The organism is Metallibacterium sp. (assembly GCF_054637675.1).
The window spans coordinates 1-26497 of the sequence record NZ_JBTSRB010000040.1 but is presented as its reverse complement, the minus strand read 5'-3'; the positions used below and the strand labels follow the sequence as shown (position 1 = coordinate 26497).

Sequence of the window (26497 nt, the reverse complement as noted above, 5' to 3'; positions counted from 1 at the left end):
TTAGTTCTAGTCCCGTCCGCGCAATGCGTATGCCACGTCAAAACCCGGAGCGATCCGGGTTTTTGCGTTTCGGCTTGGGCTCAGACCGGCAGCGGCTCGTCGTGGTGCGCGGATACTGCGACCAGTGTATGCGGCGCATGACCGTGCGCGTCGAGAAACTCCAGCCAGCGGCTGAGGAAGCTCGCCATGCGCAGGCGATGCCGCAAGATCAGCGGCGGCGGTGCGCGCAGATCAAGAACGTCCCAGCGTCCGCGGCCCGGATGACAGTGCAACGCTTCAGCGAGGCGCGCATCGGTGTACATGCGAATCTGCGCCTCGGGTGCGCGGCGTCCGGTATCCGGATCATGGAACGCGTAGGTGAGCTCCAGCTCCAGCGTGTAGGCGTGGCGCTCGCGCAGTTCGAGATGCACATTCATCTCGTCGCCGACATCCGACACGTACGCGCCCGGCGCGCGCGCGCGCAACGCGAACAAGCGTTCGAGCCGATGAAAGCTCTCGGCCTGCAGGCCCATCAGCAAACTGAAGCGGCCCGGCAGCAAAGCGGAAATTTCGCGCGCGCTGAGGTACATGGGGCGAGCTTAGCATCGTGCCCGCAGGCTTCCGTTGCAGCAGCGGAAAGCGCGCGCACTCACAGCAGATGCCGCTCGATACCCAGTTGCGCGAGGATCTTGCTGCCGATTTCCTCGATCGAGGTGTGCGTGCTGTTGAGCACCGCGATGCCTTCGCGACGGAACAGGTTGTCGGCCTGCGCTAGCTCCCAGCGGCATTGTTCGAGCGAAGCGTAGCGGCTGTCGGGACGGCGTTCGGAGCGAATCTGCGTCAGGCGCTCCGCAGTGATGGTCAGGCCGAACAGGCGTTGGCGCTGGCCTTGCAATCGTTTTGGCAACTCGGCCAACTCCAGATCCTCGGGCGTCAGCGGATAGTTGGCCGCGCGCAGGCCGAAATGCAGCGCCATGTACAGGCAAGTGGGCGTCTTGCCCGAGCGCGACACGCCGATCAGGATCAGGTCGGCATCCTTGTAGCTGGGATCGAGCCCGTCGTCGTGCGCCAGCGCGTAGTTGGTGGCATCGATGCGCGCCTCGTACTTGGCAGCGTCGAAGAGCCCGTGGGCGCGGTTGACCAGCTTGTGGCGGCGCACGCCCAGCTCATGCTCCAGTGGACCGATGAAGGGCGCGAACACATCCAGCATCAGCGCGCCACTGCCGCCGAGGATTTCGCTGAGCGCGGCATCGACCGCGGTGTTGACCACGATCGGGCGCAACCCGGTGCGCGCCCACGCCGACTTGATGCGCGTGACCGCCGCGTGCGCCTTGTCGACATCGTTGACGAAGGGCATGCGGTGGGTGTCGAAATCCACACCCTCGAACTGGGTGAGGATGCTGTGGCCGATGGTCTCGGCGGTGATGCCGGTCGAATCGGAAACAAAAAACACCGTGCGCTGCATGGTTTCCCGCCTGCGGATGAACGGCCAGCAGTGTAGCCAGCCCCATGCCGCGACATCGGCGGTGTCGGCCGGATGCGCGCGCAGCCGCGCCGTAATCGTTTCCATGCAGGCCGCGCGAGCACTGAAACAACGCAAACGGTTGTTTCAAAACCGGGGAGTGCCGAAAATAGCGGACTGACCTTGGTGGAGCTGCACCCTTGAACGCATCCGTACTGTGGCTGCACGAGATCGGCATGGCCGACCACGCTCAGGTCGGCGGCAAGAATTCGTCGTTGGGCGAAATGATCCGCGAGCTGTCCGCGGCGCATGTGGCCGTACCGGGCGGCTATGCCACCAGCGCGGCCGCGTTCGAGCGGTACTTGGCGCAAGGCGCACTGGACCAGCGCATCGCCGCGCGCCTGATTGGCCTGAATGTGGACGACACCCGCACCCTGGCCGCGGCCGGCGCCGAGATTCGCGCCTGGATCATGGCCACGCCGCTGACCGCCACACTGGAAAGCGCGATCCGCGCGGCTTACCGCAAGCTCTCGGCCGACAGCGGACAGAAGGCGGCCGCGGTGGCGGTGCGCTCCTCGGCCACCGCCGAGGATCTGCCGGACGCGTCGTTCGCGGGCCAGCAGGAGACCTTTCTCAACGTGGTCGGCGAAGACACCGTGGTCGAGAAGGTGCACGAGGTGTTCGCCTCGCTGTTCAACGACCGCGCGATTTCCTACCGCACGCATCACGGCTTCGATCACAACAAGGTGCACTTGTCGGCCGGCGTGCAGTTGATGGTGCGCTCGGACCTCGCCACCTCGGGGGTGATGTTCACCCTCGATACCGAATCCGGGTTTCGCGATGTGGTGCTGATCACCGCCAGTTATGGTCTTGGTGAAATGGTGGTGCAAGGCGCGGTCAATCCGGACGAGTACTACCTGTACAAACCCAACCTGCGCGCCGCCCGCCCGGCCCTGCTGCGCCGCCAGTTGGGCAGCAAGCAGCAGCGCATGGTGTTCTCGTCCACGCCAAGTGAGCGCGTGCGCATCGAGGAAACGCCCGCGGCCGAGCGCCCGCGCTTCTGCATGAGCCGCGAGGATCTGGCCGAATTGGGCCGCCTGGCGCTGGCCATCGAAGAGCACTACGGGCGCCCAATGGACATCGAGTGGGGCAAGGACGGCAACACCGGCCGCATCTACATCCTGCAGGCGCGCCCGGAAACCGTGCGCTCACGCAGCACCAAGATCGAGCGTTTCCATCTGGGCCAGCGCGGCGCGGTGCTGGTCGAAGGCCGCGCCATCGGCCACAGGATCGGCGCGGGCACCGCGCGCATCATTGTCTCAGTGGCCGATATCCACAAAGTGCAGCCCGGTGACGTGCTGGTCACCGACATGACCGACCCCGACTGGGAGCCGATCATGAAAAAAGCCTCAGCCATCGTCACCAACCGCGGCGGCCGCACCTGCCACGCTGCGATCATCGCGCGCGAACTGGGTATCCCCGCCGTGGTCGGCTGCGGCGACGCCACGCGCCGCGTGCAGGACGGCAGCGCGACTACCGTGTCCTGCGCCGAGGGCGATACCGGCTTCATCTACGCCGGCATCCTGCCCTTTGAACGCAGCGAAACCGACCTTGGCGCGATGCCACCGGCGCCACTGAAGATCATGATGAACGTGGCCAGCCCCGAGCGCGCCTTCGACTTCGCCATGCTGCCGCACGCCGGCGTGGGTCTGGCGCGGCTGGAGATGATCATCGCCAGCCATATCGGTGTGCACCCCAAGGCGCTGCTGGAATACGCCCGCCAGGACGCCGAAACCAGGGCAAAGATCGACTCACGCATGGCCGGCTATGACAGCCCGGTGGATTTCTACGTCGAGCGCCTGGCCGAGGGCATCGCCACCATCACCGCGGCTTTCGCACCGCACCCGGTGATCGTGCGCCTGAGCGATTTCAAGTCCAACGAATACGCCAACCTGATCGGCGGCGGCGCCTACGAACCGCACGAAGAAAACCCGATGATCGGCTTCCGCGGCGCCAGCCGCTATGTCGATGCCAGCTTCCGCGCATCCTTCGCGCTGGAATGCCGTGCCATGCGCAAGGTGCGCGAGGAGATGGGGCTGCACAACGCCTGGGTGATGATCCCGTTCGTGCGCACGCTGGAGGAAGGCCGCAAGGTGATCGAGGTGCTGGCCGAGAACGGCCTCGAACGCGGCAAGCACGGGCTCAAGATCATCATGATGTGCGAGGTACCCTCGAACGCGCTGCTGGCCGATGAGTTTCTGGAAATCTTCGACGGTTTCTCGATCGGCTCGAACGACCTCACCCAGCTCACGCTGGGGCTGGATCGCGACTCGGCCATCGTTGCCCACCTGTTCGACGAGCGCAACGCGGCGGTGAAGAAGCTGCTGGCGATGGCGATCGGCACCGCGCGCGCCAAGGGCAAGTACGTCGGCATCTGCGGCCAGGGGCCGTCCGATCACCCCGACCTCGCCGATTGGCTGATGGATCAGGGCATCGAGTCGATGTCGCTGAACCCGGACACCGTGGTCGACACCTGGCTGCGGCTGGCCAAGCGCAAGCACTGAGCGCATGCGCGCCCGGCAAGTCCCGGGCGTGGCGCGCTCAGACGCTGGGCGCGCGCGCGGCGTCCACGCTGTAGACGTACACGGTGGCCGGCGGCATGTTGCGCCAGGCAAAACCGGCGCGGCGCGCGCGCAACCCCAGCCGCGCCGCCAACACGCGCGGCACCGGGCTGAGCGGGCCATAGGTGAACTGGATCAGGCGCCCCTGTGCGCCGAGCAGACGGCTGCTGGCCTCGATCACCCGCGTCACTGCCAGACGTGGCATCGACAGCAGGCCCAATCCGCTGACGATGGCATCGACCGATCCGGGCGCGATGCCACAGCGCGCGGCCAGATCCAGCACGCAGCAGGCATCCGCGCACTCGACGCGCACCTGCGGAAAACGCTGACGCAGGATGCCGTGCAAGCCGTGATTCAACTCGACCACGAGCAGGCGTTCGGGCATCACGCCCGCGGCCAGCAGCGCCTCGGTGAACACGCCGGTGCCGGCACCCAATTCGATGATCGGGCCACTACCCTGCGGCACCTGCGCCACCATCAGCCGCGCCAGTTGCGGGCCAGAGGGCGACATCGCCGCGGTGCGCAGCGGATCACTCAGCCATGCGCGCATGAACGCGCGCCAGTGCGCGGCGGAAATGGATTTGCTCGCAGGTGCGGCAGGGGATGGTGACATTAGGAATTTTTCCCGGTTGGGCACGGCTGCTTCGCGCCCTATCCTGCCTGCATTGTGTTCCGAAGGCGAGTCACATTCGTTTACAAATGAATGCATTGAACCGACAACTTGCTGGCCAGCACAAGGCGCACTATGCAGTACTGCTGCGCGGGGAGCGCGGCGCAACATCCGCGCACGCCGCGATCACCAGGGGTCAAGCATCATGAAGCACACGCGCACCGTCTGTCTGGGCTTGCTGCTCGCGCTGGTCGGCGCGGGCAGCGCCTTCGCCGCGAGCGCGCAGGACGCACCCACAGCGGCGGCGTCCGGCACCGCGGCCACGCCGCCGGCGATCATCCAGCCGCTCGCGAAATGCCTCGACCCGACCACGATCCAGCGCTGGGACAAGCTCGGCCCGCACCGCGTGGCGGTGACGACTCGCCATGACAGTCATTTCGCGCTTGAGTTCGCACCCGACTGCAGCGCCGATCGCAACAAGCCCAGCGCCTGGCAAATGTCCACGCAGGCGCCCGCGCGCCTGTGCGGCTATCCGGAAGAAACCGCGATCAGCAGCGCCGGCGACATGTGCGCGATCGCCAGCATCAGGCGCCTCGACAAATCGCAGTTCGAGGCCTTCGTCAAAGCCAGCGGCGGCTGAGTACCACAGAGCGGTCAGTGCAGCTTGATCTCGGGGTCCACCGTGCGCCGCAGACGATTGGCCAGGCCCAGCAGCAGCGTGTGCCACCAGCCGTACAAGGCGGCCTGGTGCAGCTTGTACAGCGAGACGTACATCAAGCGCGCGACGAAGCCTGAAATCCAGATATTGCCGGTGATCGCACCCATGAGATTGCCGACGGTGCTGTAGTGGCCCAGCGCCACCAGCGAGCCGTAGTCGCGGTAGCGGTACTCGCCGAGGTTGTTGTTGCCATGCAGTCGCCGCCGCACCGCGCGCGTGACGAAATTGGCCTGCTGATGCGCCGCCTGCGCGCGCGGCGGCACGCCTCGTCCCTGCGCATCGGGCGGAAACGCGGCGCAGTCGCCGAGCGCGAAAACATGGTCATCTCGCGTCGTCAGCAGATTGCGCCGCACGACGAGTTGGCGGATGCGGTTGAGTTCCAGACCGTCGCTGCGCAGCAGGCATTCCGGGCCGCGAATGCCGGCCGCCCACACCTTGATCTCGGCCTCGACGCGGCTGCCATCAGCCAGCAACAGGGCATCGGCATCGACGCCAATCACACGCTGCTCGACGCGCACGCTGATGCCAATGCGTTCCAGCTCGCGGGTGACGCTGGCGCTCATGCGCAGCGGCAGTCCCGGCAGGATGCGCGGCCCGGATTCGAGCACGCTGATGCGGATGCGCCGCTCGGGTTGCAAGGCCTCCAGTCCGTATTGGGCCAGCACACGGCTGACGCGGTGCAACTGCGCCGCCAGCTCCACGCCAGTGGCGCCGCCACCAACGATGGCGACACGGAACTCGGCGGCCGGATCAGTCACGGCGCGGCCGGCAAAGCGCAGCAACGCATCCAGCAGGCGGCGCTGAAAGCGCTTGGCCTCGTGCAAGGTATCCAGAAACCAGCAATGTTCGGCGACGCCGGGCACACCAAAATCGTTGGCCACGCTGCCTACCGCCAGCACCAGCGTGTCGTAAGCCACGCTGCGCCGCGCCAGGATTTCGTTGCCTTCGCGATCGATCACCGGAGCCAGCCATACATGGCGCTGGCTGCGGTCGATGCGCTCCATCGTGCCGAGGCGAAAATCGATGCCGTGGCGCGTGGCATGCACCATGTATTCGAGCGCGTGCTCGGCCGGGTCGAAACTGCCGGCGGCAACCTCGTGCAGCAGCGGCTTCCACAAGTGCGTGCGCTGCGCGTCGACCAAGGTCACTTGCAGGCGCTTGCGCAGACGCCGCGCGGACAGGCGGCTGGCCAGTTCCAGCCCGCCCGCGCCGCCGCCGACGATGACCAGACGATGCCGCTCGGCGGTCATGTGTCCCCCGATGCGCAGACCCGATGCCCGCGCGATGTCCGCATGCTAACCAATGCCGCATGGCACGTGCGCGCCGGGACAATCCGATGCAGTGGTTGGCCGACCTGCGCGAGCGCGGCGCTTGCGGCATTGGCGATGCTGCGGCAGTCTCGACGCATGCCGCAATGGGAAGCCCTGGGCGAAAGCGCCGTGCTGCTGCGCTGGGGCCACACGCTCGACGCGCCGATCAACGCCACGGTGCATGCCGCGGCGGCCGCGCTGCGCCGCGCATGCCTGCCCGGCGTCGAGGATATCGCCCCGGCCTACGCCAGCTTGCTGCTGCGTTTTGATCTCGATGCGTGGAGCGCGGGCGGCACACGCGATGCACTCGGCGCACTGCACGATGCCATCGAACCCCTGCTTGCCGCGCAGCCAGATGGCAACACCATGTCACCGCGCGAGCTGCGCGTGCCGGTCTGCTACGGCGGCGCGCACGGCCCCGATCTTGCCGACGTCGCGCGTCATGCCGGGCTCAGCGAGCACGCGCTGATCGCGCGCCACTGCGCGCCACTGTACCGGGTGGCCATGCTGGGCTTCGCGCCGGGCTTTCCGTATCTGCTCGGGCTCGATGCAACGCTGCACATGCCGCGCCGCGCGCAGCCGCGCGTCATCGTGCCCGCTGGCAGCGTGGCCATCGGCGGCGCGCAGACCGGCATTTATCCGAATACGCTGCCCGGCGGCTGGCATCTGCTCGGGCGCACGCCGTGGCGACTGTTCGATGCCACGCGCGAACCCGCGTGCCTGTTGCAGCCAGGCGATGGCGTGCGCTTCGTAGCCGTCACCGCGGATGAATTCGCGGCGCAGGAGCGTGCCGGCCCATGAGCATCGAAGTGCTGCGCCCCGGCATGCTGAGCACGGTGCAGGATCTTGGTCGCATCGGGCACGCCGCGCTGGGCGTCGGCCGCAGTGGCGCGCTGGACGCCGATGCGCTGCGTCTGGCCAACGCACTGCTCGGCAATACGGCCGCCGCGGCGGGACTGGAAATCACTCTGCAAGGTCCAACGCTGCGTTTCAACACGCGCGGCGCGTTCGCGCTATGCGGTGCGGACTTCATCACAAGCCTGGATGGCCAAACCGTCAGCGGCTGGTCGGCCATGGAGGCCGAAGCCGGCAGCGTGCTGGAGCTGGGCCACGCACGCTGCGGCTGCCGCGCATGGCTGGCGCTTGCTGGAGGCATTGATTTACCGACCGTGCTCGGCAGCCGCAGCACCGATCTCAATGCCGGTCTTGGACCGCTGCCACAAGCGCTGCGCCGCGGCGACATGCTGACGCTAGGTGCTCAGGCATCGACGTCGCGTGTGCCATCGACACGCTGGTCGCTGGATCCGCGTCCATGGTTTGCGCTTGCCGAACACGCACCGTTGCGCCTGCTTCCGGGCCGCGATTATGCGCATCTCGATCAGTCCTCGGTGACCGCACTGTGCAATGTGGAATTCCGCGTGGCAGCCGCCAGTAACAGGGTTGGCGTGCGCCTCAATGGCGCAACGCTACGGCTGACGCATGCACTGGAATGTGTGTCCGAGGGCTGCGTGCCCGGTGTGGTGCAGTTGCCACCAAGCGGCCAGCCGATCGTGCTGCTGGGCGAGCATCCGGTCAGCGGCGGCTATCCGCGCATCGCGCAGATTGCCGCGGTGGATCTGCCGCGTCTGGCGCAGGCGCGCCCGGGCAGTGCGCTACGCTTCACGCTGATCGATCCGGATACGGCCGCGCGGGCGCTGCTGGCGCGGCAACACGCGCGCGCCGATCTGGAATTCCGCATTCGTTCGAGACTGGCGCAGGCATGAAACGCATCGATCTCAACTGTGACATGGGCGAATCCTTCGGCGCATGGAGCATGGGCCAGGATGCACGGGTGATGCCGTGGATCAGCTCGGCCAACATCGCCTGCGGCATGCACGCCGGCGATCCGACGACGATGCAGCGCACCGTGGCGTTGGCCGTGCAGCATGGCGTGGCCATCGGCGCGCATGTATCACTGCCCGATCTGCAGGGCTTCGGGCGCCGCGCCATGGCCATCAGCGCCGCCGATCTGCATGCGCTGGTGCTGTATCAGATCGGCGCGTTGGCGGGCTTCGCGCGTGCGGCAGGCACGCGCCTGCGCCACGTCAAGGCGCATGGTGCGCTGTATCACCAGACCGCCAGCGATGCCGCGCTGGCGCAGGCATTCGCGCAAGCCGTACGCGACTTCGATGTGCAACTCGCTGTGGTCGCGCAACACGGCAGCGCCGTGCTCGATGCCACGCAAGCGTTGGGTTTGCGCGGGCTGCGCGAAGCATTCGCTGATCGCGGCTACGGCGGCGATGGCAAGCTTTTGCCGCGCGGCGCGACAGGCGCACTGCTGGACACCGCGCAAGCCGCCGCGCAGGCGCTGGGCATCGCCGCGCAGGGCGTAGTGGTGACGCACGGCGGCGCACGCCTGACCATCGTCGCCGACACGCTGTGCATGCACGGCGATCGCGATGATGCCGCAGCGCTGGCGCAAACGTTGCACAGCGCGCTGGCGACCGCGAACATCAGCGTGCAGGCAGAGACGCTATGAACATGTGGCCGCTGCTGGGCGTGGCGCTGGTGGTGCTGGGCTTCGCGCGGCGCTGGAATCCGGTGCTGGTGGTGGTCAGCGCCGGCGTGCTCAGCGGGCTGCTGGCGGGCTATTCGTTCGCGCAGATTCTGGCGCTGCTGGGCAACAGTTTCGTATCCAACCGCGCGCTGCTGCTGTACGTGTTGACCCTGCCGGCGATCGGCCTGCTCGAACGCGCCGGGCTGCGCGAGCACGCGCAGCGCTGGATCGAGCGTATGCACGGACTCACCTTGTCGCGGCTGCTGATCGGTTATCTCGGGCTGCGTCAGATCCTGTCGATGCTGGGCCTGACCAACGTCGCCGGTCAGGCGCAAACTGTGCGCCCGCTGCTGGCACCGATGGCGGAGGCCGCGGCCATGCGCGAGTCACCTGGCGCCGATGCAGCGACTGCTGCGCAAATCCGCGAGGAGGCGCGTGCGCTCGCCGCAGCCACCGACAACATCGGCTTGTTCTTTGGCGAGGATGTGTTCATCGCGCTTGGCGCGGTGCTGCTGATCCAGGGGTTTTACGTCAGTCAAGGCATCGACTTGCAGCCGCTACATATCGCGCTGTGGGCCTTGCCGACGGCGATCGCAGCTTTTGTCATCCACGCCGTGCGCGTGCGCCTCGTCACGCGCGCCATGGCGCGCCGCGCACGTGCCGCCCAGACCGGCGACGACCATGCTGCACCTTGAATCGGCTTACGCAGCGCTGGCGCTGCTGCTGATCGGCACCGCGTGGCTGAATCTGCGTCAGCGTCACTGGGCGCAGGCTGCGTTCTGGGCGGTGCTCGCGACCTTGTTCGCCAGCGGCAACTGGGTGTTGCGCGCGCAGCAGGCGGGCGATGCGCGGCCCGCGCAAATCGCCGGCATCGGCGTGCTGGCACTGGCGCTGCTCGCCCCGGTGATGCGCCGCGTCGATGCGGGCGAGGCGCCACCGCGGCTGCGCCAACTGCGCGCCGGCGTGCTCGGCCATTGGCTGTTCATGCCGGCGCTGCTGATTCCGGGCGTCACCCTGCTGATCGCGCTGTTTGGCGCCGATGTGCACTGGCGCGGCACGCCGCTGTTCGTCGCCTCGCAGCAAACCCTGATGGGACTCAGCGTGGCGTCGCTGATCGCGTTGCTGGCGGCATGGCGGCTGACACGTGCGCCCGCAGGCGCGGTACTGCATGAAAGCCGGCGCCTGATCGACACTCTGGGCTGGGCAGCGCTGCTGCCGCTGGTGCTGGCCGCGCTGGGCGGCGTGTTCGAGGCTGCGGGCGTCGGGCGCGTGCTGGCCACATTGATGGGCGATGTCATTCCCACCGCCAGCTTCGCCGCGTGCATCCTGGCCTACGGGCTGGGCATGGTGGTATTCACGGTGATCATGGGCAATGCCTTTGCCGCGTTTCCGGTGCTGACCGCGGGCGTGGGACTGCCGTTGCTGGTGCGCCTGCACGGCGCTGATCCGGCCGTGGTCGGATCACTGGGCATGCTGTGCGGCTATTGCGGCACCTTGCTCACACCGATGGCAGCCAACTTCAATATCGTGCCGGTAGCGCTGCTGGAGCTGAAAAATCCGTGGTCGGTCATTCGTGCGCAATGGCCCACGGCACTGCCACTGCTGGTTTTCAATTTGTTCGCGCTGTACCTGCTGGCGATGCGCTGAGTCGCATTCACGCCAGCAGCCGGCGCTACCATGCGCCATGACCCAGGCACGCCGTACCGCGATGGCCCATGCCCAATCCACATCTCCGGTCTTGCTGACCGGCTTCGATCCCTTCGGCGACGAGACCATCAATCCATCCTGGGAGGCAGCGCGCGCGCTGCACGGCGCGCGTATCGCCGGGCATCGCGTGATCGCGCGGCAATTGCCGACCTCGTTCGCGCGCGCGCCACGCGTGTTGCGCGCCGCGCTGCGCGAACTCAATCCTGTCTCCGTGATTTGCGTGGGCCAGGCCGGCGGCCGCGCGCAAATTTCCCTGGAGCGCGTGGCCATCAACGTCTGCGCAGCACGCATACCTGACAACGATGGTGCGCAGCCGCACGAGCAACCCGTGATCGCGGGCGGTCCGGATGCCCACTTCAGTTGCCTGCCGCTGCAAGCCTGTCTGTCCGCGCTGCACGCCGCCGCAATCCCCGCCGAGATATCCAACAGCGCCGGCACCTACGTGTGTAACCAGGTGATGTACGTGTTGCTGCATGCGCTGCGCGCGCGCCGCGCGATACATGCGGGCTTCGTGCATATCCCCTTCGTTCCCGCGCAGGTGCTGGAGCACCGCGGCACACCCAGCATGGCGTTGGAGCACAGCGTGGCGGCGCTACGCGTGATCGTCGCCGCCACGCTCGATCCATCAGCCGTGCCGCGCAGCACGCACGTCTCGGGATGCGAGCACTGATGCTCATGGTGCTGTCGCGCCACTCGGCGCCCTTGTCTGAGTCCCGCCTGCCGTAAGCGCTGCACAGTGCCCACGCCTTGCGCAACGCGGATTCAGCGGCGCGACCAGCAGCATTGAATACCAAGGTACAGGCCGCCGCGATCGTGCCGCGCCAGCGCCGCAACACGCACGTCACGTCAGACTTCGGCGGGCAAGGCCGCGCGAAAATCCGCGGGTGGCAACTGTCCGGAACAGGATGGCGCATGGAACCTGACGATAAAAAACTCACAGGTGGGCCGCGCCGGTGCCTGCCAAGTTGAAACCACGCACCAGCCCGTCAGGTTTCGAGCAAAAGCTTGGCCGCCGCTGTCACGGCAGTCAGTGCTGGCCTTGCCCTAGCCTCTCATTCGGAACTATTGGACTTGCTGCTCTTGACCGTGACTGCGATCGCCGCCGCCTCATCGTCGGGCTGCGTCAAAAGGATAATCCCCATCTCCTTCATCTCCCTGCCACGAGGCAAGACGATGATCTTCTTGATCCGGTCACCCGCGATGCCAAAGCGCTTGAAGTTGGCAGGCAGCCACTGCTTCAACCTCGCTGCGTCGGCGGGACCCATCTTGTCCAACTCCGCAAGCATCGCCTGCACTTGAATCGGGCTCGCGAGTTCGCTGGGATAGGTCAGTCGATAGATGTTGCTCTTGGAGAGATTGAGGTTTGACGTAGCCCCCGCGATCGCTGCGAAAAGCAGGGACGCGACCACACACAATGTATATCGTGCTTTCATTTCGAGTTCCTCATTCCGCCGGCACATGTCGGCAAACGCTTCGGTTCAGCGGCGGCGCGGAGCGCCGCGCATATCGTGTCGTGCCGGACGGTCTGAATGGGACGTCCTGCTCTGCCTTGAGCCCGGGATCGCGCCGCGGATCGCCCAAAAGACGACCCGCTGCGCTTTGGCGGGCCTGGTCACACGCGAATGATGTCGCGCTTGAGCGAATAGAGGATGCCGATCACATCGTTCCGGGTATCCGTATCCAGTCCGTGTTTTTCCATCGCCCCGACGATGTCGTCCATCACCGCCAGGTATTCCTGTTCGCTGATATTCATGCCTTTGTGGGCCGCGAGCATGTCCTTGCCTGTGTAGGCCTCAGGCCCACCCGTGCCGGCGCCAAAGAATTCACGCGCCATGCGCTTGGCATGCTGCATATCCTTGATGCTTTCGAAGCGGGTTTTGACGACGGGATTGACCAGATGCGCGGCGATCACGTCGTCGACGAGAGCGGCGATGCCGGGCGCGCCGCCCAGGCGTTTATAGAGTGTCGTGGTCATGATGCCCTCCACCTTGTTGAAGTGAAACCGAACGGCAGTATTAGGCGAATTTCACGTCCACTTCTTGCCGAGTTCTTCTAAGCCAGCTTTTTGCAAATCCTCTGGACTCACCACGTGTGGGTTTGGCTGTTCCGATTGCAGAGCACGCGCGTTCAAGCACGTCACAGCGTGAACGGCAGCTTGGCGGTGATGCTGAAATCGGGCGCATCCGGTGTCAGGCCGATGCCGAGATTGCCGACGAAGGTCATGCGCTCGCTCAGCGCGTAGGTCATGCCGATGCCCAGCGTGGCGGCGTTACCGTCGCTGCCGACGATGCCCGCCCACACGCCTGTGGCGTCTGGGCGAATCCTGGCGTTGCCGTTGAGGCGTTGCGCCAGGCTCATGCTCAGACTCATGCGTTCGTTCAGGGCGAAGGCAACGCCCACACCGTAGTTGAACGCGTTACCCAGATTCACCGAGCCCGGGCTGACCGTATCCGGGCTGGTGTCCAGGTCGGTGAAATGCTTGCTGAAAGTATGCGTCACACCGGCGTTGACGAACAGGATCGCGGGGTCGACGGTTTTCAGCATCGAAGCGCCAAAGTTGACGCTCCACACGCCCTGTCCGGTGGGTTGTTTGGTCGGCACCGCAAAGCGGATAAAGTTGTCGTTGCTGCGCTCAAGCACGTTCCACGAGATGCCGTAGGGCGCCTGCCCGGTGGGAATACCGACGCTGGTGTAGAGCGCGATTTCCGGCCGCGTGGGAGTTTCTGGAAACAGGCGATAACTGGCGCCAGCAGTGACATCGCCGATGGCCACATCGCCACCTACGCTGGCCTCGGCCACCGCAGCTGCGGAACCACCCGCGCCACCCTTCTGGTACGTGGTCCAGCGCTGTACGAAGGGAACTTCAATGCTGGCGGAAAGATCGCGTGTGATGCCTTTGCGCGCGGCGAAGGTATAGGTGAAGGTGTCGGATGCGACATCCTCGACCGCGATGCTGCCCAGGAAGATCGCATCCAGGGCAAGAAAGCCGTTGAGCGTGAGCTGTTTGCGGTCGTAGCGCGCGTAGTTGAGGCCGACTTCGAGCGTCAGTGGCTGGTTGAACAGCACATGCTGCTGCTGCAACACATCTTCAACGCTGCGCGAGGTGGGCTCTTGGCGCATGCCACCCTCGCTACTGACCAGCGCCTCGCCACCGCCGGATCGTGGCGTGGCCGACTGCGTGTTCGCGCCAGCCGCCAGCGTCGTGGCCGCCCCACCCTGGGCCGATGCGCCGCCACCCTGCTGAATGGCCTGCACCCGTGCCACGCCTTCTTGCGCCTGCACGCGCGCGGTCAGCGCCTGCAGGCGGATCTCCAGCTCACGCAACTTGCGCACTTCATCGGCGTAGCGCGATTTGAGCGTCTGCATCTCGCGGGTGATCGCCTGCATGTCCTGGGTGTTTTCAGCGGCGGCGCCTCCGGTTTGCTGCGTCTGCTGCGCCAGCGCTGGCGCGCTGGCAGCTAGTGCTGCTGCGACCAGTGCCAACAGCGCACCCGTGTTTATCTTGCGCATGATCATCGTCGTCCCCTGTAGTGTGTTGCTCGCGTGAGCGTTGAGGACTCAGTGCCCACCAATGCCCCTCAATTGCCCCAACGCCTGCGCCACGCTCTGTTGCAGCAACAGGCTTGAAGCCTGGGTCGGCTGCACCAGGGTGATGCGCAATTGGTTGGACACGTCGTTCCCGTCGCCGAGCAGGCTGACGGTTTGCAGCACCGCGCCGTTGCCGGAGGCATCGCCGCGGATCATCTGGCGCAGACTGCCCTGGCCATCGATACCCAGCGTCACCGCCACGGTGTCCGCTTGCAGCGCCGCGCTGGCGTTGGCACCGCCCGCGCTCAGTGCCGTGTTGGCGCCGACGCTGTTGCCTGCACCCGCAGGCATGGTGCTGGTCAGGTGCAGCTCGGTGCTGTTGCCGGCGCTGTTGAAATCACCGGCGATCTGGATGCCTTGCGCGATGCCGCTGACGTTATCCATGCCACTGGCATTGATCGTCCGATGACTGGTGTCGACCAGCACACCGCCACCGCTGCCCTGCACGATGCTGACGGTCGGCACGAAACTGATCTGCGGCGTGCCCGTGGAGAAATCGAAACTGAGCAGCGCACTACCGCTGAGCACGCGGCCATCCGAACTGTGCCAGGTGGACAACATCTCGACGCCGAAATAAAGCACCTGCCCGGCGCCGGTGATGAAGCGCCCGCGCATGGCGTCAAGTGCAGGGTCGGACACGGGCTGGATATCATGCGTGGCCGCGGGCACGTGCTCACCCAGCAAGCCGTCATCGGCTGCTGCGAGCAAGGGCAAGGCCAAGGCCGTGGCAAGAGTCAGTGCAATCAATGCTGGAACGCTGCGCATGGTGCATCTCCAAGTTGTGCCACGTCGACTCCGCCGAACGCTGCGATCGCTGTCGCGCACTCAGAACAGGTCGGCTTTGGTGAAACCGAAATCGATCAACTCGGCATCGGTGATAGGACTTTGGCGCGTGCCCAGCAGCGTGCGCGCGCTGGGTCCACCCTTGGCGTCCAGAAGCACCGAATTGCGATTGAAGCCCGAGCCAATCACCACGAACACCGCCTTGGAAGGCCAGGCGGCCATGAAATCGTTGAAAGCGAGCGTCTTGTTGCCTAGCGCGGGATCGGCGAGATAAACGCGATCACTGGCGATGCGCTTGAGCACCACGAAGTGCTTGTAACCCTTGGTATCCAGCAGCACGATGCCGGGCACGCGCAGACTGCGCAGGCGTTGCTCGGACACCTTGTAACCACGGCCGCGCATGCCGAGGCCTTCGACGTATTGCTTGATATCCAGCAGCGAGAAGCCTTGCTTCTCGACCTTGTCTGGATCGGCCTTGGCCAGCATGCCAGCCATCACCGTCCATTCGTCCACTTCGATGTCATAGGCGTACTTCAGCAAGGTGGCCAGCGCCGCCGCTCCACAACTGAAATCAGTAGCCTGCGGCACGATGCCGGTGAAGCGAGCCTCGCGTAGGCTGGTGACCTTGGCGCGATAAACCTCGCCGGTGGGCTGCACATTGCCGAAACGAATATCGGCCGCGCGCGCGGCATGGGTTGACCCCAGCGCCAGCGTGAAGGCAAGCAGGATGACGAACGGAATTTTGGCGTCCATGGCAGGCTCGATACGCTGGATTCGATCGGAAGGCGGGGCAGCGAACTGCCCCGCCAGATGCACTGATCGATCAGCGATTACTCAACCCCACCACTGCTGCCGCCGCCCGAAGAAGCCTGGGTGACCGCAAGCGCCAGCGAGTTGGCCTGCTGGTTGCCCGTGCCCGAGGCGATGTTGACGCCGATGTTGCCCTGCGCGTTCTGCAGCGCCGAGCCGTTCAGCGACGCGGAGTTGCTGGACATCACCGCCACGTAGCTGTAGTCGACGACGTAGCCGGACAACTGCGCGCTCATCTCTTCCAGGCTGATCTCATCGTTGTTGTTCATGACCAGCGAGCCGCCATCGTTGCTGGGGTCCATCGGGTCGTTGCCCGGAGTACGCACGATCGGGTTGTCGTTGATGTCGGTACCCTGCGTGTGCGTATCCCAGTCGGTGTGGCCCAGCCACGGGCCATTGGTCGGATGCGCCGACGTCGGCGTTTCGCCCGGCGCCTTGCCCCAGTTGTCGGGATACATGTTGTAGCGCTGGTCCGAGGTACCGACGGAGCTGCCAAGCACCTGGCCTTCTGCACCGCTGCCGAAAACCGTGCCGGTCAAGTTGATGGTGATCAGGTCCACGAACTGCTGCGTGTAACCTTCGTTGAGCGTGTAGTTGCCGCCTGAATCCTGCTTGCTGTTGACCGAGGCCGTGGCCATGCTGTTGGTGCCGGTCGATGCCACCAGGTTGTTCTGCTGCTGGTTGTTGTTGCCAGCGGCAATGTTGACGCCGATGTTGCCCGTCGCATTCTGCAGCGCGTTGCCGCCGAGGTTGGCCGTGTTGGTCTGGCCATAGTTGCCGGTGGTGTTGGCGGCGTTGACCTGCTCGACGAAGATTTCGGAATCGGCCATGGTGAAGGCGAACGAAGCATCCGCCGCCGCCAGCGCCGCGGCGTTGTGTTGCTGGTTGTTGTCGCCCGCCGCCACATTCAGGCCGATGTTGCCCTGTGCATTCTGGGCCGCGTCATCAGCGATCGATGCATCGTTGGCAAGCAGATAGTTCTCGCCATTGTTGCCGACGTTGTGCTGGCGATTATCGACCACGGCGATGGCCGCCGAGTCGGTGTTGATGGCGCCGCTGATGGTCGGATTGCCGGTGATGCTGACGTCGGTCAGCAGGCTCAGATCCTTGTTCATGCGCACGCGGCGGATCGAGGTGTCGCTGTTGACGTCGACGTTCTTGTTGTACACCACATCGCTGTAGATGTAGCTGACCGAGTTCAGCAGGTAATTGCGGATCCAGTCCTGCTGGTCGAGGGTGTAGTTCACCGTCGTGTTGACGGTGCAGGTGCCACCGCAACTGGGGCCTTCCTGCGCGAACGCCGCAGGCGCAATGGTGCCGGTCGCGGCCAATACGGCCAGAGCCAGCAGGTTCTTCTTGAGGTTACGCATGATGCATCTCCTGTCGTTGGAATGATTTCAAGTTTTCAACGGGGTGGCAGATCGATGGTGATGAGCAGGCGGTTGCCCGCGGTGTTGCCCATTCCTGCGATCTGATTGAGTTGCACCACCCCCTCCGCCCCACGCAACGCCGTACCCGCAACGGACGCCGAGCGTGGCGAGGAGGATGGATTGGCTTGCGAACGGCCCCCCGCGGCACCGTTCGTTTGCGTGCCGAGGTCAGCCAGCCATGCGCTGGAGGTCTGTTCCTCGATACCTTGTTGCGCCAGCGATGCCGCGACCGCGATGGCGTTGGCCTCGCGATTGCCGACACCGCTGGCCTGGTTGATGGAGATCAGTCCGCGCGCGCCGGACAGCGCGTTGCCGCTGATGTCGGCGACCATCGCGTCGGGCACGCTGGCACTCAGCGCAGTGATGCGCTGGTGTTGTTCGATCTGGACATTGGCGAGCGACCCGATGGCCAGCGCCCTCGCGTTGGATTGCAGGTTGCTGTCGCCGGCAGCGAGATTCACTGCGATCGCGCCACTGGCGCCGGCCAGCGCGTTACCGCTGATGCTGCTGGTGGTGAGATAGCGCAGCATCTCGACGTAACCGTCCTGCGCCTTGGCCGAGCAGGAGCCCAGCATCACTAACGCAAATGCAAGCAGGCGGATCATCAACCGCCTTCCTTGATCAGCCCGGCGCCCTGCAAGGCGCCGGTGATCTGGTTGCCGACATTGCGCGTGGTGCCACCCACGCTGCCGAGCACGCCGCCCGGTCCGCCTGTATTGATCGTCGGCACGCGGCTACTGGCGGAGCCGTTCTGCAGCAGGCCCGCACCTTGCAGCGCGCCGCCGACTGCGTTTTCGACCACGGTGCCCGAGGCTGCGCCGCTGATCGCGGAAAACGCGGCATCGTCCAACTCAAGGTTGCCGAGCATGTCGTGCATCTCGGGGCGCACGCTGGGATCAATGATGGTGGCTAGCCCCGGGGGCTGCGTGCGTGTCGCATGACGATCGGGCACGGCGCGCACCAGCACGAACTCGCCGGGCTTGGTGTTGACACCACGCCGGGCGCCTGCTGCTTCCACCGGGAGCGCCAACACGCTCAGTACCAGCAGTAGCGCGAGCAACAACACCGAACTGATGAATACACGCGGGAACTTGAGCACGGAACATCTCCTTCTGCCCATGCCTCAAAGCAAGCTTGATGCCAACCCATTCGCCCCATATCGATCAGCTACTTGCGTGGACTATGCGGGCGGCACCTGCGGCAAGTGTCTCGGCCGTGATACGCCTGCCGAGCGCTTGCAGTGAGGTATCGGCCTGCCTGCTTGTGGCCGTCCTCAAACTGGCTGTTGCAGCCATGAAACAGGCATCTCGCGAAATCATTACAACGCGTCTGGCGCCGGCGCCAAACCTTGCGTGGCGCTGGTGCAGCGTCGGGACTCGGAGAAATGGATACGCGGAGTGTTCACGAGCGGCACCCACTGCGCTGAAGCAACGGAGCGCAAAGCGCGGATCGGCCGATGATGCTCGCGATAACAGCGCAATCGGCACCAATGAAACTGCGCCGCGATGCGCGGCGCCGAACCAGCATTCAGCTTCTCAGGCAGCGCTGCCGAGGGACACCTGCAGCTTCTTGCATAGCCGATACAGGGTGACGCGAGATATGCCGAGACGCCGCGCGCACTCGCTCATGTTATGGCGCGTTTCGCGCAGAGTCTGCTGGATCAGCTCGCGCTCGGCCTGCTCGCGGGCATGCTCCAGCGAGGGCGCACAGCGGCTTTCCGCCGGATCGCTTTCCAGTTCAAGATCCTGCGCGCGGATCAATCCACCATCGCACAGCACGGCCGCACGGCGCACGCGGTTCATCAGCTCGCGCACGTTGCCCGGCCATGGATGCAGGCTGATGGCGTCGAGCGCCTCGCGGCTGTAGCCGCGCGCACGCACACCATGTTCGCGCGCGAAGCGTTCGAGGAAATAGCGTGCCAGGATCTCCGCATCCTGCCCGCGTTCGCGCAACGGTGGCATGCGCAGGCGCAGCACGTTGAGGCGATAGTAGAGATCGGCGCGGAACTGGCCCTCGGCTACGGCGCGCTCCAGATCGACATGCGTGGCGGCGATGACGCGCACATCCAGGCGCAGATGTTCATTGCCGCCGATGCGCTCGATGGTGCCTTCCTGCAGGAAACGCAGCAGATTGACTTGCGCATCCAGCGGCAAATCGCCGATCTCATCAAGGAATACCGTGCCCTGCTGGGCCGACTCCAGCTTGCCGATCTTGCGCGCGTTGGCGCCGGTGAAGGCGCCGCGCTCGTGACCGAACAACTCCGACTGCACCAGCTTTTCCGGCAGCGCGCCGCAGTTGATCGCGACAAACGGGCCGCGCGCACGTGCCGACAATCGATGCAGGTTGCGCGCCGCAACTTCCTTGCCGGTGCCCGACTCGCCCGTGACAAGCACCGGCACGTTGACCGCCGCCAGCTTGCGCACCTGGCTGTGCAATTCCACCAGCGCGGCACTGGCGCCAACCATGCCTTCCAGCCCCAGCGCGGCCTGTTGCTCGGCACTGGCGGCTTGCGGCCCCAGTTTGGCCATGCCCCAGGCATGCCCGAGTGCAGCCAATAGCCGGTTGATGTCCACCGGCTGCGTGCAGAAATCGAAGAAGCTGCCGTAGATGACCTCGCATACGTGCTTGTCGGTCAGCGCGTGTTCGCTGACGTGTGCCAGCCACTCGGTGGAGGGATGCGAGGCGATCAGGCGCTCCACCCGGCGCAGCATCGGCGCTTGCCCGGCGCCCAAATCGAGCAACGCTACATGCGCGTCGTGGCGCCGCAGCGCCTCGGGCACATGTTCGAGTTGCTCGACCTCGACGCGCCTCCAGCCGGCATCGCGCAAGGCCCTGTCCACAGATGGCGCGAAGGCGCCGTAATGCACGAAATCGCGTGCGACCGGATGCACCGAAGCCATTAGCGAGTCTCCCCAGACGCCCATCGTCCTCGAGCCAGCAGCGCGCATGTGTGCTGCTGGCGGACAGCAACCCTAATCCTGAACCAAGAACATTACAATCCGTAATGTTAGCGCCGCGCCGCCTGCTGGCCTGCCATTCAGCTACTGGCCACGCCGCTGGGCGCTGCATCCATCCGGATGATCTGCGGCGTGGCTCGACTGCCGCGATGCGTCACTTACGTTTTCGCAATACTTCGACAATGATTCCTCAACCTGACGATACTTCGCCATGGCCATTGATGGGGGCGTGGCCGCAACGCACCGCCAGATGCGGATTCCAGCGCGCATCTGCACGCCGGCACCACGACGATGCGCGGACACATGCACAGTCATCCCCTCTCGATCGAAAGGGGTATCCAATGAAAACACTGGTGTCCGCAGCGCTGATTTTGTGCTTGAGCGCACCTGATTACCCAGCTAAGCCATCCAGAGTTAGCAAGCGGTACGGCAGCGGCGGGGTGTGGGCGGCAGCATCGATGAGGCGCGGGATCAGCTCCTGCAGCTTGAAGCGGCGGTTGAAGCGGTCCCTTGGGGACTTCCGTGGGTCGTAGCAGAACTCGGAGAGATAGCGTTGCAGGTACTTGGGCTTCAGCGCGTGGTAGGTGCCGTGCAGGGCGTTCTTGACGTTGCCGAGCACGGTGTTGACCCATTGGAACATCGGGTGCGCCACGCTGGCGGGACCGCCGCCAGTGACCAGCGGCACGTGGGTGCAGTCGGCGGCGGTGATGCCGGGGAAGCAGTTCAGCCCATCCGAAACGACGGCCGTGCCCGGCGCCAGGTGGCGCTGCGCCCACTGCGCCAATGCGGTCTTGCGGAAGCCCGGCACCACGTCCATGCGCATCGCCATGGGAAAGCCTTCCGCAGTGATCTGCACGGCAGCCACGAACGGAGTCTTGCCCGGGCTACCGCGACCGGTCGAACCACCGTGGCGCTTACCGCCCCAGTAGGCATCGTCCAGCTGGACGATGCCGGCCAGCGGCTTGGTGTCATCGCGCTCGATCATGGTCTGCATCAGTTTGTGCTTGATCAGCCAGGCGGTGTTGGCGTTGACGCCCAGCTGCCGGCGCAAGCTCAAAGCCGAGATGCCATTCTTGTGCTGGGTCAGCAGGTAGATCGCCAGAAACCAGGTACGCAGCGGCAGGTGGGTGCGCGCGAACAGGGTGCCGGCGGTCAGCGAGGCCTGACGCTTGCAACGGTTGCACTGGAGCACCGGGCGGCCACGCAACCGGCAGTGGCCGGCATGGCCACAGTGTGGGCAACGGAATCCGCCGGGCCAGCGTCCCGAACAGGGATTGGCTTCGCGGCACATCCGCATCAGGGCATCGCGGCACTGGGCTTCGGTGCCGTAGCGTTCGAGGAAAGTGGGCAGGCTCATGCCGGGTTGAAACTGGATGGCATTCTTGGACATGGTGCAACCCTCGCTGGGTCAGGTGGTTGCACGCTATGCCCCGCGCGTATCAAAGGCAGCGACAAGTGGGTAATCAGGATAAACATAGTATTTCAATTGCCCAGATGCCTTTCGAGCCAAACTGACGCTTCTTGCTGAGCTTGAGCGATCTGGCCGGGTGTCATATTTGTCCCGAAACTTTGCATCATCTGCTTTCCATCCTTAGATCCTTCAGTACTCGCTATTGCCATCCATTTGTATGCTTCAACGTAACTGGTGGGTACACCTTGGCCAAGCCGGTACATGAAGCCAAGCCGCAGCTGTGCCACAATATCGTGTTGCTCTGCAGAAAGCCTCAACCATTTAGCGGCCTCTGTATAATTCTTTGGCATGCCTTGACCATTGTGATAGAGGAATCCAAGGATGTTTTGAGCCGGTGCATAGCCCTGTTTCGCAGCAAGCCGGAACCACATGATCGCTTCAGTGTAATTTTGGGGTACACCTTTGCCCTTGAGGTACATGCTGCCGAGATTGGTCTGTCCACCTGAATTGCCCTTCTGTGCAGAGAGCCGATACCATCGCAGGGCTTGAGTATTATTCTGCGGAACGCCCAGGCCGAGGTTATACATGTCGCCTAGGGCGCACTCCGCAGCAGCATTATTCTGATTGGCAGAAAGACGGAACCATTTCAATGCCTCAATGTAGTTCTTCGTGACGCCTTCACCTTTAACGTAGATGAGGCCAAGGTAGAACTGGGCGCTGTCGTTACCTCGTTCTGCATCGCGCTTGAATTCTGCAATCTGAGACGATAAGAAGTTGCCAGCCTTATGGCCTGCGAGATCTTCACCGGATGCATCAGGCTGTCCAACATACGCGATCATTAAAAGACATGAGAGACTAATCGTAAGGATTGTGCGCAAGGTGCTTCTCCCAACCAAATAGGGGACGGGGGTCGGATGCAATTAACCGACATTGGCGAACTCCCCGTGCATGGCGATGCGGCTGGCAGTGACGCTACATCTCCGTTCCAAATGGCGCAATGTCATAAGTCAGCGCCACCAAACCTCTGATCGTCCATCGTGCGCCTCACCGCCCGCGCGGTGCCGGCAGCAGCAGCAGGGTGTGCTGCGCGGGGCCGGGCCGCAGCGGCGTGGCTTGGCCCTTGGCCCAGGCTTGCCAGCCGGCGTCGTAGTAGGGCGACAGCGGGTTGTCGCTCTGCCCGCCGGGCATGTGCAGGTAACTTTCGGCGAGATGCCCGGGCATGATGCCAAAGCGCTCGGAGGCGCCGAAGGCCGGCGCCTGCACGCGCGGCATGTTGCTGTCGCCAGGCAGTTGCGTGCGCGGCTGATCGATCAGCCAGCGCAGCGGCGCGGGCAGCGCGGCGGACAGCGGGTGATCGATGCGCGTGGTGTTGCGCCGGCCCCAGGTTTGCGCGGCGATGCCGCCGGGCGCCTTGGCGAAATCATCGGCGACCTGCTGCGCGCAGTCGGCGAGCAGCGCGTTCCAGCTCGCGTAGCGGCGATCGAGCAGATACAGCGGGCGCTGCGTGACCAGCGTCCACATGGCGTATTCGCGGGTGTCGCCGCTGGGCCAGGCGAAGTGCGGGTAACGCGCCTTGACGCGCGCCACGAACGGCGCCAGCGTGGCTTCGATGACTTTCTCGCGGAACGCGTGCGCGGCGTGGTACGACACGCTGTCGGTGCTGGCGCGTCCGCTCCAGGCTTGCGTGGCGGCGGCCAGCGCGTGCAGCTCAGGCTGCTGCGGGTTCTGTGTGAGCGTGTCGCGCAGCAGGCGGTACCAGTGCCGCATGAACACCGCGCGATCATCGAGCTGGATGTCGAGCATGTCCTGCGCGGTGAAGCGCGGGCGTGCGTTCAAGTCATCGCGCAGTTGCTGCGCGCGCGCGCCCAGATCAAAGCCGCCGTCGCCTTCCAGCGCCAGCCAGGCGCCACCGACCACGCGGTTGTTGGCGGTCCACAGGCGGCCATCAGGTGGATCGACGATGCGCGGGTAGTCGGCCGGCGCCAGCCAGCCCATCCAGCCGACGCCGGGCTGCGAGAAATCCGCGGGCAGGTTCGGATCAAAACCCTGGCGCAGCGGAATGGCGTTGCCGGCGATGGTCCAGCCGATATGCCCCTGCGCGTCGCCGACGATGAAGTTCTGCGGCGGAATGCCCAGCGTCGGCGCGATCGCCAGCGCCTGCTGCACGCTGGTCGCGGTCTCCAGATGCAGCAAGTTGAGATTGACCGCGCGCGCGTGCAGCGCGATCCAGTCCATGGCCAGCGGTGTGCCGTGCGGGCCGTGCGCCACGATCGGGCCCCAGATCGTGTCGCGCACGGTCAGCGGCACCGGTCTGGCGCCGGCCACCTCGATCACTTCGTGGTGCACGCGCAGCGTGGCCCAGCCGCCCGGTACACGGTAGCGCAGCGGGTCGGCCGGATCGCGCAGCACGCGCACCCAGTCGCGCCACTTGCCGTAGCTGTCGGTGAATCCCCAGGCGATGTGGCCATTCGTACCGGCCACCAGCAGTGGCGCACCGGGCAGGGTGACGCCGTTGAGCGTGATCTCGCGCGCGCGATCGGCGGGGTCGGGATAGCGCAGCTCGGCGCGATACCAGATGTTGGGCACGCCCAGGCCCAGGTGCATGTCGTTGGCGACGATGGCCGCGCCGCTGGCGGTGAGCTTGCCGCTCACGGCGAAGCTGTTGCTGCCGATCACCGCGCGCTCGCGCAGCGCACTGGTCAGCGCCGCGGTGCTGATCGGCGCAACCGGCGGCGCCGTGCGCAGATCAAACACGCTGGCCGCGGGCATCGCTACTGGCGCGCTCGCCGCGCCCTGCAGCGGCGCCTCCCAGCGCGGATCGGGCGCGAGCAGGAAATCCACCAGCGGCTTGGGCAGCGTGGCGTACAAGCGCGCGCGCTGCGGCGTGTTGAACTCGGGCGTGATCAGGTCCAGGTACATCGCATCCACCACCAGGATGCTGTCCGCCGGTGTCCATGGCCGCGGCTTCTGCCGCAGCAGCAGGTATTCCCATGGGCGCACGTCCAGCGCAGCCAGACCGGCGTTGACACCGCGCGCGTAGGCATCGAGCAGGCCGCGCTGGTCCGCCGGCAGTTGCGCGACGATGCGCTGCGCCAGCGCGCGAAAGCGATACACGCGATTGGCTTCATCCACTTTCAGCGCCGCCGATCCGACCAGCGCGGACAACTCGCCGGCGGCGACGCGGCGCATCAAGTCCATCTCGAAGAAGCGCTCCTGGCCATGCACGAAACCCAGTGCGTAGGCCAGATCGGTGCGGTTGCGCGCGCTGATGCGCGCCACGCCCAGCGCATCGCGCGTAACCTGTACCGGCGCCGCCAGTCCGGCCAGCGTTTGCCGACCATCGAGGCGCGGACGGCTGCCGGCCAGCAGCAGCCACGCCGCGGCGAATGCCAGCAGCAGCAGCGCCAGCAGCGCGGCGGCACTCCAGCCCAGTCGCCGGCGCCAACGGGCGCGCGGTGCGGTGTTTGCCGTGTTGGCGCTCATGCGGAGTCCCCGTGCACTGCGCGCAAGTGTGTCATGCCCCTTGCGCCGGGCGTGGTTGCGCTGCAGCGATCGCGTTGGCGGGTGCGTGCGCGCGCAGCAGCTCTGTTGGTGAAAGATCATGCACTGGCGAGCGGCTTGGCAAGGTTCTCCTTTTCCGTGCCGCTGCCGCACCACGCCGCACATTCGTGATGGTTCTTGCGTGGAGCTTCGCAAGGTTCCCTTGCCAAGCCCAGCGCAAGAACGGTCGTTCACGTACAACGCAAGCCAGGCAGGTGCGAACCCTCACCCGGCGCTGCGCGCCACCCTCTCCCGAGGGGAGAGGGAGAAAAGAACAGGCGTACTCTCACCCGGCGCTGCGCGTCACCGTTCAGTCCGTCACGGCCTCGATGCGGTCCACACCGCGCAGTCCGCGCGGCAACAGGCCTCCGCGGCTGGCGTACGAACGTCAAAGGCAACAGCGCGCTCTCGATCTTCAATCCCCTTCGGCAGCGGCGGGGCTGCGCGGGACAAGCACGAAGTGTGAGCGCGTGGGACGCGCTCACGCGCCGCAGGCCATGGATGGCCATCGGCGCGCCCCGCGCAGGCACGCGGACCCGCGCAGCGGGCGCTGCCGTCGGGGTCGGCTTTCTTTGGTTCCTTTCTTTGCCGAGCACTGCGTCGCAGGAGCGGCGCGAACCGCGTAGCGGGCCCCGCAGGGGCGGAGGGCAGGATGCCCGAAGTAAAGAAAGGAACCCGCGCGGCGGCAGCCGCACGGAACGGGACAACCTTGCGCTGCCCGGTGCAAGAACGACTGCTCTTACGAAATTGCGATCAACTAGCGAGAATGATCAGGCTGTCATTTCCGCGCAGAGCCTGCTCCCTCCAGTTCTCGTCATCCCCGCGCAGGCGGGGATCCAGTGACTTCGCTGCACTATTTCACGTTCTGGATGACCCGCTCCGCGGTTGTAAAGCGATCCCCGCCTGCGCGGGGATGACGAGCTGTGGGAGCGCGGGAGTGACGAGCTGTGGGAGCGCGGGAGTGACGAGCTGTGGGAGCGCGGGAGTGACGAGCTGTGGGAGCGCGGGAGTGACGAGCTGTGGGAGCGCAGGAAT

24 protein-coding genes are annotated in these 26497 nt (G+C 65.4%); 8 read left to right on the top strand and 16 right to left on the bottom strand.

The window, feature by feature from the left end:
• Positions 1 to 80 precede the first annotated feature (80 nt).
• Positions 81 to 569, bottom strand: a complete 489-nt coding sequence (locus tag ACYDAT_RS11765; protein WP_461438867.1) for a DUF1249 domain-containing protein — start codon at positions 567 to 569, stop codon at positions 81 to 83.
• Positions 570 to 628: 59 nt separating this feature from the next.
• Positions 629 to 1444: a posphoenolpyruvate synthetase regulatory kinase/phosphorylase PpsR gene (ppsR, locus tag ACYDAT_RS11760; RefSeq protein ID WP_461438879.1), complete on the bottom strand. Its 816-nt coding sequence runs from the start codon at positions 1442 to 1444 to the stop codon at positions 629 to 631.
• 197 nt (positions 1445 to 1641) lie between these two features.
• Between ppsR and ppsA the strand changes: the two genes are divergently transcribed.
• On the top strand, positions 1642 to 4005 hold the full coding sequence (gene ppsA / locus ACYDAT_RS11755; protein ID WP_461450287.1) for a phosphoenolpyruvate synthase: 2364 nt from the start codon (positions 1642 to 1644) through the stop codon (positions 4003 to 4005).
• A 37-nt stretch (positions 4006 to 4042) separates the two neighbouring features.
• On the opposite strand, the gene ACYDAT_RS11750 is transcribed toward ppsA, so the two are convergent.
• Complete coding sequence (locus tag ACYDAT_RS11750; RefSeq protein WP_461450285.1) at positions 4043 to 4612, bottom strand: class I SAM-dependent methyltransferase; 570 nt, start codon at positions 4610 to 4612, stop codon at positions 4043 to 4045.
• Positions 4613 to 4877: 265 nt separating this feature from the next.
• Between ACYDAT_RS11750 and ACYDAT_RS11745 the strand changes: the two genes are divergently transcribed.
• Positions 4878 to 5312: a DUF6491 family protein gene (locus ACYDAT_RS11745; RefSeq protein WP_461450283.1), complete on the top strand. Its 435-nt coding sequence runs from the start codon at positions 4878 to 4880 to the stop codon at positions 5310 to 5312.
• A 14-nt stretch (positions 5313 to 5326) separates the two neighbouring features.
• On the opposite strand, the gene ACYDAT_RS11740 is transcribed toward ACYDAT_RS11745, so the two are convergent.
• Positions 5327 to 6640, bottom strand: a complete 1314-nt coding sequence (locus tag ACYDAT_RS11740; protein ID WP_461438863.1) for an NAD(P)/FAD-dependent oxidoreductase — start codon at positions 6638 to 6640, stop codon at positions 5327 to 5329.
• Between the two features lie 135 nt (positions 6641 to 6775).
• Between ACYDAT_RS11740 and pxpB the strand changes: the two genes are divergently transcribed.
• Genes pxpB through pcp form a run of 6 tightly spaced genes read left to right on the top strand, consistent with a single transcriptional unit; the run spans position 6776 to position 11613 of the window.
• The gene (pxpB, locus tag ACYDAT_RS11735; RefSeq protein WP_461438862.1) at positions 6776 to 7501 is read left to right on the top strand and encodes a 5-oxoprolinase subunit PxpB; all 726 of its coding nucleotides are present in this window, start codon (positions 6776 to 6778) and stop codon (positions 7499 to 7501) included.
• On the top strand, positions 7498 to 8463 hold the full coding sequence (locus tag ACYDAT_RS11730; protein WP_461450281.1) for a 5-oxoprolinase subunit C family protein: 966 nt from the start codon (positions 7498 to 7500) through the stop codon (positions 8461 to 8463). Before pxpB ends, ACYDAT_RS11730 begins: the two co-directional genes overlap by 4 nt.
• Positions 8460 to 9218: a LamB/YcsF family protein gene (locus ACYDAT_RS11725; protein ID WP_461438860.1), complete on the top strand. Its 759-nt coding sequence runs from the start codon at positions 8460 to 8462 to the stop codon at positions 9216 to 9218. Before ACYDAT_RS11730 ends, ACYDAT_RS11725 begins: the two co-directional genes overlap by 4 nt.
• Complete coding sequence (locus ACYDAT_RS11720; protein WP_461438859.1) at positions 9215 to 9931, top strand: DUF969 domain-containing protein; 717 nt, start codon at positions 9215 to 9217, stop codon at positions 9929 to 9931. The genes ACYDAT_RS11725 and ACYDAT_RS11720 overlap by 4 nt, the downstream gene beginning before the upstream one ends.
• Positions 9918 to 10883 (top strand): 5-oxoproline transporter, DUF979 family subunit, encoded by a 966-nt coding sequence (locus ACYDAT_RS11715; RefSeq protein WP_461442142.1) that lies wholly within the window; start codon positions 9918 to 9920, stop codon positions 10881 to 10883. The genes ACYDAT_RS11720 and ACYDAT_RS11715 overlap by 14 nt, the downstream gene beginning before the upstream one ends.
• 37 nt (positions 10884 to 10920) lie before the next feature.
• Positions 10921 to 11613, top strand: a complete 693-nt coding sequence (pcp, locus tag ACYDAT_RS11710) for a pyroglutamyl-peptidase I (protein WP_461450279.1) — start codon at positions 10921 to 10923, stop codon at positions 11611 to 11613.
• A 382-nt stretch (positions 11614 to 11995) separates the two neighbouring features.
• Here the strand turns inward: pcp and ACYDAT_RS11705 are convergent, their stop codons facing one another.
• The 12 genes from ACYDAT_RS11705 to ACYDAT_RS11650 form a co-directional block, all read right to left on the bottom strand.
• Positions 11996 to 12376, bottom strand: a complete 381-nt coding sequence (locus ACYDAT_RS11705) for a hypothetical protein (protein WP_461438855.1) — start codon at positions 12374 to 12376, stop codon at positions 11996 to 11998.
• A gap of 179 nt (positions 12377 to 12555) precedes the next feature.
• Positions 12556 to 12918 carry a group I truncated hemoglobin gene (locus ACYDAT_RS11700; protein WP_461438854.1) on the bottom strand — a complete coding sequence of 121 codons (363 nt, stop codon included), beginning with the start codon at positions 12916 to 12918 and terminating at the stop codon, positions 12556 to 12558.
• 161 nt (positions 12919 to 13079) lie between these two features.
• Positions 13080 to 14453: a transporter gene (locus ACYDAT_RS11695; RefSeq protein WP_461450277.1), complete on the bottom strand. Its 1374-nt coding sequence runs from the start codon at positions 14451 to 14453 to the stop codon at positions 13080 to 13082.
• Between the two features lie 48 nt (positions 14454 to 14501).
• Positions 14502 to 15296: a hypothetical protein gene (locus ACYDAT_RS11690; RefSeq protein ID WP_461438852.1), complete on the bottom strand. Its 795-nt coding sequence runs from the start codon at positions 15294 to 15296 to the stop codon at positions 14502 to 14504.
• A 60-nt stretch (positions 15297 to 15356) separates the two neighbouring features.
• The gene (locus ACYDAT_RS11685; RefSeq protein ID WP_461438851.1) at positions 15357 to 16067 is read right to left on the bottom strand and encodes a C39 family peptidase; all 711 of its coding nucleotides are present in this window, start codon (positions 16065 to 16067) and stop codon (positions 15357 to 15359) included.
• Between the two features lie 77 nt (positions 16068 to 16144).
• Positions 16145 to 17494, bottom strand: a complete 1350-nt coding sequence (locus ACYDAT_RS11680) for an adhesin (RefSeq protein ID WP_461438850.1) — start codon at positions 17492 to 17494, stop codon at positions 16145 to 16147.
• Between the two features lie 35 nt (positions 17495 to 17529).
• Entirely contained in the window at positions 17530 to 18159 is a 630-nt protein-coding gene (locus ACYDAT_RS11675) for a hypothetical protein (RefSeq protein ID WP_461438849.1), read from the bottom strand.
• Positions 18159 to 18653 carry a hypothetical protein gene (locus ACYDAT_RS11670; protein WP_461438848.1) on the bottom strand — a complete coding sequence of 165 codons (495 nt, stop codon included), beginning with the start codon at positions 18651 to 18653 and terminating at the stop codon, positions 18159 to 18161. Before ACYDAT_RS11670 ends, ACYDAT_RS11675 begins: the two co-directional genes overlap by 1 nt.
• A gap of 436 nt (positions 18654 to 19089) precedes the next feature.
• Positions 19090 to 20454 carry a sigma-54 dependent transcriptional regulator gene (locus ACYDAT_RS11665; protein WP_461438847.1) on the bottom strand — a complete coding sequence of 455 codons (1365 nt, stop codon included), beginning with the start codon at positions 20452 to 20454 and terminating at the stop codon, positions 19090 to 19092.
• A 448-nt stretch (positions 20455 to 20902) separates the two neighbouring features.
• Positions 20903 to 21901 carry an IS1595 family transposase gene (locus tag ACYDAT_RS11660; RefSeq protein WP_461450275.1) on the bottom strand — a complete coding sequence of 333 codons (999 nt, stop codon included), beginning with the start codon at positions 21899 to 21901 and terminating at the stop codon, positions 20903 to 20905.
• Positions 21902 to 21993: 92 nt separating this feature from the next.
• Positions 21994 to 22800 carry a tetratricopeptide repeat protein gene (locus tag ACYDAT_RS11655; RefSeq protein ID WP_461450273.1) on the bottom strand — a complete coding sequence of 269 codons (807 nt, stop codon included), beginning with the start codon at positions 22798 to 22800 and terminating at the stop codon, positions 21994 to 21996.
• Positions 22801 to 22966: 166 nt separating this feature from the next.
• Entirely contained in the window at positions 22967 to 25405 is a 2439-nt protein-coding gene (locus ACYDAT_RS11650) for a penicillin acylase family protein (protein ID WP_461450271.1), read from the bottom strand.
• Positions 25406 to 26497: the final 1092 nt, after the last annotated feature.